Below are 13,646 nucleotides of genomic sequence, written 5' to 3'. Positions count from 1 at the left end.
GAGCTCCCAGGGCTTGGTTGTTGCCTTCAGGAAGGGATAACCCCTTCAGATCAGACGACGAAGAAATCCTTGTACGTCATCGCGAGGTTCTTGGAGAGGGTCGCGATCTGGATTGCTGCCCCCTTCCCCGAACCGTCGGCATCGTAGTAAAGCGCGCCCGTCTTCTTGTTGTAGATCAGGTAGTCGTTGGCATCCTGAGCCTTGGTGCCGAGCGCAAAGAAGTCCTTGGACAGCTGCGCCGGCTTGGCTTCGGTACCCTTCTTGCCGAGCTTCTTGAACACGGCATTGTCGAGCCAGAGCGAGTCGTCCTTGACACTGAAGTCGGTGATCTTGTCGATGTTGGTTTTCTTGTCGGGCTTCGTGTTGAAAACGAACGTGTCCTTGCCCTTGCCACCGCTCAGGATGTCCTTGCCGGCGCCGCCGACCAGTTTGTCCTTGCCGCTGCCACCAACGATCTTGTCGGCACCGGAAGTTCCAGTCGCGACTTCGTTTGCAACGTCAGTCACGGCGACGTCGAAGATCTTGTCGAAAGTCGCTCCGCCGCTGTCGGTGACACGAACCGATACCTTGTGGCTCGTGCCCTGCTCGTAGTCCAGGAGAGCGCTGTTCGCGACGACAAGCTGATTGCCCTGAACCGCGAAACGTCCGCCTGCGCTGTCGAGCAGCTGGAAGGTGAACGTGTCACCCTGATCGATATCGGTCGCACCCAGCGCACCGATGACCGTTCCCGCCTTCGTGTTCTCGGCCACGGTTGCGGCCGACAGGGAGACTGCGGTGGGTGCGTCATTCACAGGCTTGATGGTGACATTGACCACCTGCTCCACGATTCCGCCGTTTCCGTCGGAGATCTGGATGGTGAAAGTGTCAGTGCCGTTGACATCGCCGGTCGGCGTATAGGTGAAGGTCCCGTTAGCCAGCGTCACGACGCCCTTCTGCGGCTCTGCACCCGCCTTGATCGTGTAGGTCAAGGCATCGTTGTCGGCATCGGCTGCACCGATGACCACATCGGTCAGCGCCTTATCCTCGTCCGTCACGACGTCATTCGCTGCCGGCGCGGTCGGGGCATGGTTATTGGAGGCGTCCAAAGCGGCGATGATGTTCGTGACACCGAAGAACTTGTCGCCTGGAAGATCATCGCGAATTGCGAGCAATCGCGCACCCAATGCTGCGATGAAGGCCGTATCACCAACGCGTCCGGCGATATCGGCGAGGACGGTCGTGTAGGCATCCGATTGCAGTGCCAGCACACGCGCGGCCACCGCCTCGTTTCCGGCGATAGCTCCCCATTCGGCGATCAAAGCCTGACGATGACCGTTGACGACACCGACGTGAGCGAGGATCGCAGCGCTCATTTCCTCCGGAGTCGTCGCGGCGTCGAGAGCGTTGATAAACTCGTACTTGGCGTATTCGACAGCGATCTGATGATCAAGCGCCGCCTTGAGTTCCGTTACCGACTTGAAGCCACCGAACAAGTCGGCGATTTCCATGAGACCGAGGCCGATCGCCTTTTGACGGCCGGCATCGTCGGGAAGCGCGCGAAAATGAGCTTCGCTGACACTGCCGTCTACGAGAAGGCTGTCTTCATAGGCATCGATCGCGGCCAGCACCGTCAGCTCATCAGGAGCGCCGTTGAACGCGTCGAGAATGACGTCGGAGGCTTCACGCGCATTGTCGATGGCCTCGACCAATGGGTAGACACCGAAGTACTGTCCTCCGGCCTCTCCGCGAGCGGCAAAGAGTCGAGCGCCCAATTCACTCATGAACGCGGTATTGTCGAGACGACCGGCAATTTCGTGCAAGACCGTCGTATACGAATCGTTCTGCAAGGCGACCACGCGAGCCGCGACGGCCTCGTTGTCCAGCACCGCACCCCATTCTGCGATCAGAGCCTGACGATGACCATCGAGGATTTCGACATGATGAGCGACGATCGCTCCCATTTCCTCGGCCGACGCACCATTGATCGCATTGATGAACTGGTACTTCGCGTATTCCACGGCGATCTGATGATCGAGCGCGGCCTTGAGCTCATCGACCGACGTGAATCCGCCGAACAGATCGGCAATTTCCTTCAGACCGAGCCCAATTGCCTTCTGACGGCCAGCGTCATCCGGAAGCTCGCGGAAGTGCTGTTGGCTTTCGCTGCCGAACTCGAGAAGTCTCGCCTCGTAAGTATCGATTGCGTTCAAAACGGCAATTTCGTCGCTCGCTTCATTGAATGCATCAAGAAGCATCAGGTCGTCATTCGTATTGAGAGTCGTCATTAAAGCGGTCCCCGCCCCTAAACATGGAAATTGGCTTATGTTGTTCGCCGCGCGAACTATGCCTCTTCCGTTAGGGCCGGGCCCTATTCAAACAAATAGGATAAACCTCACCTTTGGTCAGGTTTTTTAGTTTAGACGCGGACAAGATACGTTACGTAACGTAATCTTTAGTGTCGATTCTCTCGCGGTCGGTAGGGCGGTTAAAGCTACGTCTCCACTTTCCGGGCAGTTTTGTAACGGGTGCGCTCCGCCGAGAAATTCCTGCCGCCGGAACAGCGTCACGCTCCGCGATTCGACTTTGCAATTCGTTCCGGTCGCCCCGCAGCTGCCAGGTGTGCTCGGTACGGTTCCGGCGCAAGAAAATGAGTGAGGACATTGCCGCCTTCGCAGACCACTCCAACCAATTTATGGGATGAATTGAATTCCAGTCGATGTCGTGTTTCCGTGTGAACGGAATTGACTGATGCGCGCAAAGGGACGGAGCCGAATTTCCTATGAATGCGAATCTTTTCGATAGGTTTCACCGCTCGATCGAGGACATGTCCAAGGTTGCGATCTCGAGTCCTGGAGGAGGCGCCTACACATATACGGATCTTGTGAACCTGTCCGGACAATATGCCAATGCGCTCGCCTCTCGCGGAGTTCGACCTGGCGACCGCGTGGCTGCGCAAGTCGAGAAGTCGGTTTCAGCTCTCATCCTCTATCTCGCGACTGTTCGCGCCGGCGCTGTCTACTTACCACTCAATACAGCGTACACAGCGACCGAAGTAGCCTACTTCATTCAGGACGCCGAACCCGCACTCATCGTGTGTGACGCCGCGCGGCGGGAAGAGATCGAGCCTATAGCCGCGAGCGTCGGCGCGGTCGTTGAAACGCTCGACGGGCGTGGTGAAGGATCGATGAACGACGCGGCGGTCGCTGCGCAACCCGCGTTCAAGGCGACGGATCGGCAGGGCAGCGACCTTGCAGCGATCCTCTATACATCCGGAACGACGGGACGGTCGAAGGGCGCGATGCTCACCCACGACAATCTCATGTCCAATACTCTTGTTTTGATCGATACATGGCGTTTTACCGCGAACGACGTCCTGATCCACGCCCTGCMTATTTATCACACACATGGCCTCTTCGTTGCGAGCAACGTTGCGCTGTTCTCCGGGGCGTCCATGATTTTTCTGCCGAAGTTCGATCCGGAGCAGGTCTTGTCGCTCATTCCCCAAGCGACTGTCTTTATGGGTGTGCCGACCTTCTATGTCCGCCTGCTGCAAAACGATCGTCTGACTGAGGGCTTGGTGGCACGCATGCGGCTTTTCGTGTCCGGTTCAGCACCTTTGCTTGCAGAGACCCATCGCGAGTGGCGCAGCCGCACAGGACACGCCGTCCTCGAACGCTATGGGATGACCGAAACTGGAATGAACACTTCGAATCCGTACGAGGGCGAGCGCAGGCCCGGATCCGTCGGCCAGGCTCTTCCAGGTGTCTCTGTGCGGATAGCCGATCCGGAAACGGGCAAGATGTCGTCCCAAGGGGAAATCGGAATGATCGAGGTCAAGGGCCCGAATGTCTTCAGGGGATATTGGCGCATGCCCGAAAAAACAGCGACCGAGTTTCGATCGGACGGGTACTTCATCACCGGTGATCTGGGTATCATCGACATCGATGGATACGTCCACATCCTTGGTCGGGGCAAAGATCTTATCATCACCGGCGGCTTCAATGTCTACCCAAAGGAAGTAGAGACGGAGATCGACCAAATTCCAGGCATCGTGGAAAGCGCTGTCGTGGGATTGCCTCATGCCGATTTTGGCGAGGGCGTGACGGCCGTCGTCGTCTGCGAAAAGGGAAGCCAGCTTGACGAGAGAAGTGTTCTAGCCTCGATCGAAGGACGGCTTGCCAAATTCAAGCAACCGAAGCGCATCCTCTTTGTTGATGAACTTCCCCGAAATACGATGGGGAAGGTCCAAAAAAATCTCCTGCGCGAGCAGTTCTCCGCGCTTTATGAGGATCCAAATTCTCGGTCCAAATCCGGCTAGAAGACGTCGAGCATGCCCATCTTGAGAATGCGCGGGCCGAACACGGCGAACGCTCAACGCTCCTTGATGCTCTCGTCAAGACCACGCAACAGTGGATAGAGGAAATACGAGACGACGCTTCTGCGTCCGACGCGGATCTCGGCTTGCGTGGCCATACCTGGGATTAAGCGAAACTCCTGCGGCACGTCGCGAAGATTGGTGTCCTCGAGGCTCAAGCGGGCCTTGTAGAATAGCGGTCCCGTCCCCGATTTTGCGTCTATTTCCTTCGAATCTCCGGTGAAGGCGTCTCTGCTGATCGTCCTTACGTTTCCAGTCGCCGTGCCGTGCTTCTGAAACGGGAAAGCGTCGAACTTGATTCGGGCCGTCAAGCCAGAGCTGATATGGCCAATGTCCTTAGGGTCGACCATCACTTCAGCTTCGAGTGCAACGTTGGCAGGAACCAAGACAAAGACCGGCTCCGCTTGACGAACGATGGAACCCGCTGAGCGTTGAGCGACCTCAAGGACGATCGCATCGGTGGGCGCCGTTAGTGATACAAGACTGCGGCGCAACTCCGCCTTCTTCAATTCTTCCGAGGAGGCATCGCGGCGCGCGCGCGCTTCAACCAGGGATTCCAGCGTTGCACGCGTAAAGTCTTCGATGAACTCCTGGCGCTGCGAACGCGCCTTCTCCAACTGATGGCCGGTTTCAATTCGCGATCCGCGTAATCGGGCGATAGTCGATTCGATGTCGAGCCGAGTATCCCGCGCCTGTAGGAGATTGAGTTTTGACCCCGTCTGGTGCTCCAGCAGAATGGTACGCATGGCCTCGATATCCTGGATACCGGCGAGACGTTGCAGCAGAATGTCCTCTTCCTGATGGCTCGTGGTGAGGCCGGCTTCCGCTCTTGCTATTTCCTCTGCAAGGTTGCGCAGGCGGCTCTCGCTGAAGGCCTTGCGCTGCATCGCGAGCCGCGCCTCGACAGTCTGCTCGGGACTGGTGGGATCTGAGGGCCGATAGACGCGCTCCGAAAGCTCGGCCTCGAGGCGGGCCACCATGGCATCGGCGGCAACGAACTTGGTTTTGATTTGTTGGAGATCGGATTGCGTGAAGGTCGGATCGAGAACGGCAAGCACCTGACCGGCCTTGACGGTCTGGCCGACATTCACCTCGATGCTCTTGATAACCGCATTCTCAAGCGGCTGCACGACGATATTGGGCTCCGTCGTAATGAGCTTGCCTCTCGCGACGGCAATCTCGTCGATCTGCGCCAGACTGGCCCAGATGACCGCGGCAACGATCAATGCCGTCACGAGATAGAGCGTTAGGCGTGCCACGCGAGCTGGGACACGCTCCTCTACCTCAATCGCATCCGGCTGAAACTCCGAGACGAAAGCAAGTCGCTTGGCTGGCGGCGCTGACCTGACCGCTGGAAGCTTCGCATCCGAATGTGGCACGGGTGACATCATGCGGCCTGTCTCGTCTGCTGGTTCCACAGGTGACGATATGTCGTGCAGGACGTGAGGAGCTGGTCATGACGGCCGGATGCGATCAGGCGTCCACGATCGATGACGAGAATCGCATTCGCGTCCACCAGGGTCGAGAGTCGATGGGAAACGATGAGAACCGTTCTTCCCTCGGCGATCTTGCGAAGGTTCTGGCGGATGATCGCCTCACTGTCCGGATCCAGCGCACTCGTGGCTTCGTCCAGAATCAGGATGCGAGGATCGGTKACCAGCGCTCGCGCGATGGCCAGCCGCTGTTTTTGCCCTCCCGAGAGGTTTTGCGCGTTCTCGTCGAGCATCGTATCGAATCCACGCGGAAGGCGTTCGATGAACTCGTCGGCACCAGCAGCCTTCGCCGCGAGCGCAATTTCTTCGAAGGTCGCCGAGGGTTTGGCGGCGGCGATATYCTCCCGCACGGTACCGCGGAAGAGAAAGTTATCCTGCAGAACGACTCCGACGGATTTGCGCAGGTGGACAAGATCGATCTCGCGGACATCGAAGCCGTCGATGCGCACCAACCCGTTCTGGACCGCGTAAAGGCGCTGGATCAATCGCGTGACGGTCGTTTTTCCCGATCCGCTGCGACCGACTATGCCGACGATACTTCCCGGCTCGACTGTGAACGAGACGCCGTCGAGGGCAGGAGGCCTTTCCGGCTGATACGAGAATGAAACGTCATCAAACTCGATCTCACCATTGAGCGGCGGACATAGCCCCCGTTTCGAGCCATCCGCCTCCGGCGTACGATCCATGACCTCGCCCAACATGCGCACCGAGAGCGCCACCTCTTGATACTCATGCGCCATTGTCAGGATCTGCACGAGCGGTCCGGAGACGCGACCTGCGAGCATATTGAATGCGACAAGGGCGCCCACGGTCATCTCACGGTTGAAGACGTCAAGTGCACCAAGCGCGATGATAGCGACGCTCATGAGCTTCTCGAGTAATCCAGTGACGCTCTGAGCCGCCGCAGAAATGCGGTCGACATCGTAACGCATCATGACGGCTTGCGCGGACGAATCGTCCCAAGTGCGTCGCTGAAGCGGTTCCATCGCAAGTGATTTGATCGTGCGCATCCCGTGCACGGCCTCGACGAGCAGCGCTTGGCGCTCTCCTTCGGCTTCATACAATGCCTGAAGTCTCCGACGGAAAGGTCCGATCAGCACCGCGATCGCAAAACCGACGCAGGCTGTGAAGGCCAGGACAACGAGGGTGAGCTTGACACTGTAGAGAAGCAGGACGGGGATGAAGATGAAGAGTGAGAGGCCGTCGAGCATCGTCGTGAAGAGCCGACCTGTCAGAAATTCCCGTATCCGGCTCGCCTGTTGCATATGCTTGACCAGGATTCCGGCAGGCATCCGTTCGAAGTACGAGATCGGGAGATTGAGCAGATGCGCGAAGGTTCGCACTGCGACCCGCATATCGATGCGATTGCTCGCATACAGCAGAAGATATCGTCGCAGAAAGGTAAACGCTGCGTCGAATGCGATCGCCAGTGCCACGCCTCCCGCCAATACGTAGAGAGTGGAATAGGACTCGTGCATCAAGACCTTGTCGATCACGAGCTGCGAGAAGATGGGAACGGCAAGTCCCAGCGCGTAGAGTACCAAGGCCGCCGCTATGACATCGCCGAAGAGACGCCTCTGGCGCAGGATTTCGGGCGCGAACCACAAAAATCCAAATGGCCGCCTTGGGTCGCTCAGACTCCGGCGGGCGGGCTTGATCAGGACGACTTCACCCTTCCAGGCTTGACAGAATTCCTCTCGAACGAGAGCGAGAGGTTCAGGAAGTGCCGCCTTGGGATCGAGAATGAGTACCTTGTCTCCTTCGTCACTGACCTGTGCGCCGGCAACGACGATCCAGTTGCCATTGGCCAGGCGAGTAAGGGCAGGGAATGCGCCGTCTAGGTTAAGTAAGGTCGACCAGGTCATCGAAACGCTGCGGGCTCTCAAGCCTGCTTCCCGCGCCATCCGGATGAGAAGATGCAGGGAGACCGGTTCGTCGCCAATGGCGTAGGCATGCGTCAGCTGGTCAGGGGACAAATCCGTCCCGTGGTGCCGCGCGACGGCGACGAGACACTGCAATCCAGTCTGCACCGCTGCACTCACCGGTCGCTCCCCCGGTCAAGATGAAAAGTTGGGCGACGAATTCAGAATTCGTCCCGCGACTCCCGGTGCTTCAGCTCCAATCTGGATTTGCGCGCCTCCAGTCGGCGCGGCCGGGGTCTGTTTGATCGCGCCGCTCTCAACCAGACCCTTTACGACCTTCTGCATGAGCTCGACGGAATTCGCGAATGCATCGACCGGCATGACGATGCGCTGACGCAGGACAGGCTTCGGATTGTTGTGGGCGTCGCGATCCGACGGTGAGAGACTCATGAGATCGATGCGCACGATGGGTCCGGTCACTGTGATCTCGGCGATTCCGTCCGAATAGACTTCGTCCTTCATTATCCTACTCCCGTTGCATCCATCCTGATCCCGGGTCGTCGCATCGGGTGGGGACACTCAGTGTGCCTGGCCAGCTCGAACGCCTGACCGGCATCGCGCCCACACTGGGACGCTTTCGGCGCCATTCAGTGTCTCACATGGAAAAGGAAGGAGGAACGCCGTTCGCCTCATGGAGGACGGCCCTTAATGGGTAGCCCCAGTTTGGGGCCGTCCCCTTTCGATGCGGTGCGTCATCCGTTGTGGTTAGGACCCTCAAGGCCGAGGTGCTGGGCCCGTCTAACTGGACGGGATGTTGGCGTGGTCCAACGCGTGGGATCAATACGCCATCTCGTCATTCGTCGTATGAGCAGGCGCCGATATCCAAGCAACACCCTTTCCTCGGGGCAGCCCAGAAGACTAGTGTACCAGTTAAGCAACGAGAGATCCGGACAGCGGGCCACGCTACAACAGTCCAATCGGATGAATGTCCGGGTCGATTGTTTTATATCCGATCCGTTGGTTTCCGGCATGGAAGCGCTCGAGAGCCAGCGATTGATCGATGCTATCCTTGAAGCGGGGCGATCTGCCTGATCGCTATCGGCGTCAGTTGGGCCGGGACATGAACGACATGGATAAGCCGCTGGCGACGATCAACCCAATTGCGATGAGAGCCATGGTGTCGAGATGAAAGCCGAATAGAAAAGCATCAAGCGCCAGGGCGGTTGGTATCGCCGTGTATCGCATGGAACCAGTGATCGCCAAACGTGCATTGCCAATACCCAACGCGATCAGAACATTGCTCGCCACATAGAGCAACACGCCTATGATGACGATGCGCAGCTGATCGGGCGTCGGCATGTGCCAAGGCTGTGCCAACGATAGTCCCAGTCCAAGGAGCAGGGTCGCCGCGTTGGCCGTCAACGTCATCCTCAATGCGCTACTGCGACGCGGCAGGTGGCGCGTTAGCGTGTCGCGTGCAGCGAAACACAATGCGCTGAGCGCCGCGCTTGCCAATCCAAGAGCCGACACTTCGAGAGCCGGGCGTAGCAATAGCAGTGTTCCGATGAAACCGATTGCGATGGAGAGCCAGATTTTCTCCGAGGCCCGTTCGTCGAGGAATACCCGACCGAACAAGGCGACAAGCAGCGGGACGGTCATCAGCACTCCGGTCACAAGCGCGATCGGAAGATGCGTGACGGCAAGAATCAAAAACGCCGTCGCTCCCGCTTCGCTCATGGCGCGCACAATTACGGGCCAGTGCCAAGCCTGGGCTGAAACGGCGTGCTGCCCACGTTTGCGCAATACGAGCGCTCGAACGAAAATGTAGCAGCTGATGATCGCAAGGGCGCCGGCGGACCGAAGGACGATGATCTCGGCAACAGGCAGGCTGCCAAGAAGTTGGAAGCAAAAGTTGTTGCCCACCCCTGCTGTCGCAGCGAGGAATGTCTGGAGAAGGCCGAGTCGCTCGCGATCGCCGTCCACTCTCGGCTGAGCGTCCAATGCAGCACCCATCAGCCGGAAATCGCCGCGGCAAATCGCTTTGCCGCCGCCCCGACCTGCGATGCGCTCATTCCAGGCTTGAACAGCGCCGAGCCAAGGCCAAAGCCGTTCGCGCCGGCGTGAAGAAATGGCTTCATGTTCTCGGGTGTGATGCCGCCGACAGGCAGAAGCTTTGCGTCTTTCGGCAGCACAGCCCGCATCGCCTTCACGACCGGAGGTGTCACAAGCTCCGCTGGGAAGAGTTTCAACGCGTCCGCCCCAGCCTGAAGGGCCGCGAACGCCTCGCTCGGTGTCGCGACGCCAGGAATTGCCGTGTGACCTCGATTCTTGGTCGCCGCGATGACATCGATGTCGGCATTCGGCGATACGACGAGGCGCGCACCGGCATCGGATGCAGCAGCAACATCTACCGTGGTCAGGACGGTGCCTGCTCCAATGAGCATCTTTGAGCCGAAAACCTTGGCGAGGTTCTCGATACTTCGTAACGCGTTGGGTGAGTTCAGCGGGACTTCGACAATGCGAAAGCCCGCTTGAAACAGCGCGTCGGTAATCTCCAGGATTTCGTCCGACCTGACACCGCGCAGAATGGCAACGAGGGGCAATGCCGCGAACGCCTCCTCAAGCCGCATCGTGAAGATCCTCAGCAATCGCTGCAATAGCAAGGCATCCCTGAACGGCGGCATCGGGGGAACCCAGAACAACGTTGAGGCCATAGGCATCCGCGGTCTTCTGATAGACGTCGACAAGGTCGTCATCGCCAACAATTGCGACCGTATCGCCTTCCTTGAACCAGCCCAGCGCATGCGCTTCACGGAACTCGGAGGCCACGACCACGCCTGACATGAAATCGGTCATTTCAGGCGGCGTCAAAGAACCCGATAGCCAGCCCGTTCGAACTGAGAAGAGGTGCGTCAGCAACCCAGCCGGCCGCGTATCGGCACGCACCGCCTCGACACCGCGTGAAAAAGCTTTCCAATCAGGAGCGTCCGGCTTCTTGGCGACCTTGGACAGGAAGGAATGGCGGGAAAGCGTTCCAAATACTTCACCTGTAACGAACGTTTGGAACCGTGCGATTTGTCCACCTTCGATGCGCGCCCATTTTGCATGAGTTCCTGGCAATACGACCGTGATGTCGCTCGCAAGCCCAAACCCGACGAGCTGCGTTTCTTCGCCACGCATCACATCCGGGAAGGGAATCGCGCCGCGATCGGTGAGGCCGGGAAGGAAGGTGATGGTTCCGCCATCAGGTAGCGGCACCGTCTTGACGTTACCTGCGAGAGACCGAGCGTCCGCGGGGGCGGACACGTACGGCATCTCGATCCAGCCATTGCGACTACCGATCATGCCGGCAGCATAAACGCGGAGAAGGCCGTGCTTTGCCCGCCACGGTGCGATCGCGCGATGTAACACGCCGGCGAAATCTCCAGACGGCACGGATTGAATGCCCTCTTCAGTTTCGACCCGATCGATAACCTTTCCGGCGTGATCGACAAGAAGCGCACGAAACGATGTCGTCCCCCAATCGAGAACGATTCGGAGAGCAGGAGCTGGGGCAGTCATGGTTGTTGTTTCCATCCGATTTGTTGGCGTCGTCTTGACCCTAATTCGCAATCTGCTTAAGGTCCAATATGAAAAACAAATAGTCCACATTATGGACCTAACGAGGAAACGTGAATGCTGAAGGGAATTCTTCCCGTCCTTCCAACGCCGTTCACGGCCGAGGGCGCGGTCGACGAGCAGGCAATGGTCCGTATTGTCGATTTCGCCTTGGCGGCTGGTGCAGACGGCGTCGTCTTTCCCGGTTTCGCGAGCGAGGTGGACGAACTCGACGCCAAAGAACGGGCAACGTTGCTCCGCCTCGTGGTGAAGCGYGTCAGCGGGCGCGTCCCAGTCGTGGCTGGCGCCAGCGCCGCGAGCGCGGAAGAAGCCATCGCCCATTCCAAAGAGGCGATGGCAAACGGCGTTTCTACGGTGATGATTCAGGCGCCGAAGAGCATTGGCGTCACCGCGGACGCGGTCGCCGCGTTCTATCAAACCATTGCAGATGCGGTGCCAGGCCTTGATATCGTCCTTCAGAACGCGCCGGCGCCACGCGGCTCCGATCTCAAGCCCGATGTCATTCTCCAAATCGTCCAGGGCAACCCAGCGATCACTTACGTAAAAGAAGAAACGTTGCCTGCGGGTCCGGCCATCACCGCAATCCTGAAAGATAAGCCTGCACATCTGAAGGGCGTCATTGGCGGCGSCGGCGCGCGCTACATCATCGACGAGTATACTCGCGGCGCTTGCGGCGCCATGCCGGCCGTCGAAATCGCCGACATCCACGTCGCGCTCGATCGCGCGTTCCGGGGGGGCAACATCGCCAAAGCACGCGACCTCTATATGCGCACGCTTCCGCTGCTCGTCATTCAGGCGAATTTCCGCATGGCGTTCACCAAGCATGTGCTGACCAGACGCGGTATTCTGGACAACCGCGTCTCCCGCGCGAAGCTCCCTCCCATGGATGATTTTGATTTGTCTGAAATCGATGCGTGGCTCGATCTTGCAACCGATCTGCTGGGCGAACGCGATCCTGTACGGCGTCTTGCGGGAGCCGCCGAATGAGCGAGCGCGTCGCCAAGGTCGAGATCTTTTCGATCACCATTCCTCGCGAAACAATCTATCTCGGTGAGGCTCGCCCGGGCGAATCCATCAACGCAAAGGGTTATCTCGTCCGCAAAGGAAATCGCACCGTCTACCCCACATCCGATCGCACGGTCGTTGTGCGAATCGAGACGGAGAGCGGTGCAGTCGGATGGGGAGAGACCTACGGCATCGTGGCACCGGGCGCTGCAATGGCGATCATCGACGATCTCCTCGGGCCCTATGTGGTGGGTCGCGACCCGCGGGATGTCGTCGTCATCCATGAGGATCTCTACGATCTCATGCGCGTGCGCGGCTATACGGGCGGCTTCTATCTCGACGCTCTCGCCGCCCTGGACATTGCGCTCTGGGACATCTGTGGCAAGCTGGCCGACCTTCCGCTGGTGAAGCTTCTGGGCGGACAGCGCCACGAACGTCTTCCGGCCTATATTTCCGGCCTGCCGAAGAGCACCCGCGACGAGCGAGCGAAGTTCGCGGAGCAATGGCAGCAGAAAGGTTTCACCAGCTTCAAATTCGCTGCGCCAGTCGCTGACGACGGCGTTGTTGCCGAAATTGCGACGCTGCGCTCAACGCTTGGGACTGACGCTCGCATCGCCTGTGACATGCACTGGGCTCACACCGCCGAACAGGCGATCGCCTTGATTCGCGCGATGGAACCGCATGGCCTCTGGTTCGCCGAGGCTCCGGTCAAGCCCGAAGATACCGATGGCCTCGCTCATGTGGCTGCGAATGTGTCGACGACAGTGGCGGCGGGCGAGGAATGGCGTACGGTATATGATCTCGTGCCGCGCGTGGCCAAACGCGCCTGCGGCATCGTCCAGCCGGAAATGGGACACAAAGGCATCACGGAATTCATGCGCATCGGCCAGTACGCCCAAGCGCACCATCTCGAAGTGATCCCGCATGCCACGATCGGCATCGGTCTCTTCATGGCCGCGAGCCTGCATGCAAGTTCCGCGCTCGCGCCGGTCACTTGCCACGAATATCAGCATTCGATTTTCGAACCGAACCGCCGGCTTGTCGACGGAGACATGGATTGCCGCGAAGGCTTCTATACTCTGCCGACAGGACCCGGACTTGGAGTCGAACCGTCTGAGGGGGCGCTGAGCCTCTTCCAAAAATATAAATAACGATATCGGACCCGTAACGGAGGAATCGCCATGTTGAAAAAGAAATTACTACTGCTTGCGGCGTCAGCCGCCATCGCCCTGAGCACCAACGCCGCTCTGGCCCAATCGAAGACGCTGAAATTTGTCTCCTGGCAGAAGGACGAACGCGGCGTCGGCGATTGGT

10 protein-coding genes are annotated in these 13,646 nt (G+C 58.8%); 3 read left to right on the top strand and 7 right to left on the bottom strand.

Going from position 1 to position 13,646, the window contains the following annotated elements:
• Nucleotides 1–50 precede the first annotated feature (50 nt).
• Nucleotides 51–2,264 (bottom strand): cadherin-like domain-containing protein, encoded by a 2,214-nt coding sequence (locus AC1DT3_RS03845; protein WP_477463922.1) that lies wholly within the window; start codon nucleotides 2,262–2,264, stop codon nucleotides 51–53.
• Between the two features lie 494 nt (nucleotides 2,265–2,758).
• On the opposite strand from AC1DT3_RS03845, the gene AC1DT3_RS03840 reads away from it, so the two are divergent.
• On the top strand, nucleotides 2,759–4,297 hold the full coding sequence (locus AC1DT3_RS03840; protein WP_477463921.1) for a malonate--CoA ligase: 1,539 nt from the start codon (nucleotides 2,759–2,761) through the stop codon (nucleotides 4,295–4,297).
• Between the two features lie 53 nt (nucleotides 4,298–4,350).
• Here AC1DT3_RS03840 and AC1DT3_RS03835 read toward each other — a convergent pair whose 3' ends face one another.
• The 6 genes from AC1DT3_RS03835 to AC1DT3_RS03810 form a co-directional block, all read right to left on the bottom strand.
• Nucleotides 4,351–5,745, bottom strand: a complete 1,395-nt coding sequence (locus AC1DT3_RS03835) for an HlyD family type I secretion periplasmic adaptor subunit (protein WP_477463920.1) — start codon at nucleotides 5,743–5,745, stop codon at nucleotides 4,351–4,353.
• Nucleotides 5,742–7,889 carry a peptidase domain-containing ABC transporter gene (locus tag AC1DT3_RS03830; protein WP_477463919.1) on the bottom strand — a complete coding sequence of 716 codons (2,148 nt, stop codon included), beginning with the start codon at nucleotides 7,887–7,889 and terminating at the stop codon, nucleotides 5,742–5,744. The genes AC1DT3_RS03835 and AC1DT3_RS03830 overlap by 4 nt, the downstream gene beginning before the upstream one ends.
• 15 nt (nucleotides 7,890–7,904) lie before the next feature.
• Entirely contained in the window at nucleotides 7,905–8,231 is a 327-nt protein-coding gene (locus tag AC1DT3_RS03825) for a hypothetical protein (protein ID WP_211486571.1), read from the bottom strand.
• Between the two features lie 582 nt (nucleotides 8,232–8,813).
• On the bottom strand, nucleotides 8,814–9,722 hold the full coding sequence (locus tag AC1DT3_RS03820; protein ID WP_477463918.1) for a DMT family transporter: 909 nt from the start codon (nucleotides 9,720–9,722) through the stop codon (nucleotides 8,814–8,816).
• Complete coding sequence (locus AC1DT3_RS03815) at nucleotides 9,722–10,339, bottom strand: 2-dehydro-3-deoxy-6-phosphogalactonate aldolase (RefSeq protein WP_477463917.1); 618 nt, start codon at nucleotides 10,337–10,339, stop codon at nucleotides 9,722–9,724. Before AC1DT3_RS03815 ends, AC1DT3_RS03820 begins: the two co-directional genes overlap by 1 nt.
• Nucleotides 10,329–11,270: a 2-dehydro-3-deoxygalactonokinase gene (locus AC1DT3_RS03810; protein ID WP_477463916.1), complete on the bottom strand. Its 942-nt coding sequence runs from the start codon at nucleotides 11,268–11,270 to the stop codon at nucleotides 10,329–10,331. The genes AC1DT3_RS03815 and AC1DT3_RS03810 overlap by 11 nt, the downstream gene beginning before the upstream one ends.
• A 114-nt stretch (nucleotides 11,271–11,384) precedes the next feature.
• On the opposite strand from AC1DT3_RS03810, the gene AC1DT3_RS03805 reads away from it, so the two are divergent.
• Together AC1DT3_RS03805 and AC1DT3_RS03800 are read left to right on the top strand one after the other, a co-directional pair.
• The gene (locus tag AC1DT3_RS03805) at nucleotides 11,385–12,314 is read left to right on the top strand and encodes a dihydrodipicolinate synthase family protein (RefSeq protein WP_477463915.1); all 930 of its coding nucleotides are present in this window, start codon (nucleotides 11,385–11,387) and stop codon (nucleotides 12,312–12,314) included.
• Complete coding sequence (locus AC1DT3_RS03800; RefSeq protein WP_477463914.1) at nucleotides 12,311–13,483, top strand: mandelate racemase/muconate lactonizing enzyme family protein; 1,173 nt, start codon at nucleotides 12,311–12,313, stop codon at nucleotides 13,481–13,483. Before AC1DT3_RS03805 ends, AC1DT3_RS03800 begins: the two co-directional genes overlap by 4 nt.
• The last annotated feature ends 163 nt before the right edge of the window (nucleotides 13,484–13,646 follow it).

This window comes from Microvirga sp. P4_G7, assembly GCF_056401005.1.
The sequence above is the reverse complement of the archived record's forward strand: the minus strand, read 5'-3'. Positions and strand labels throughout refer to the sequence as shown.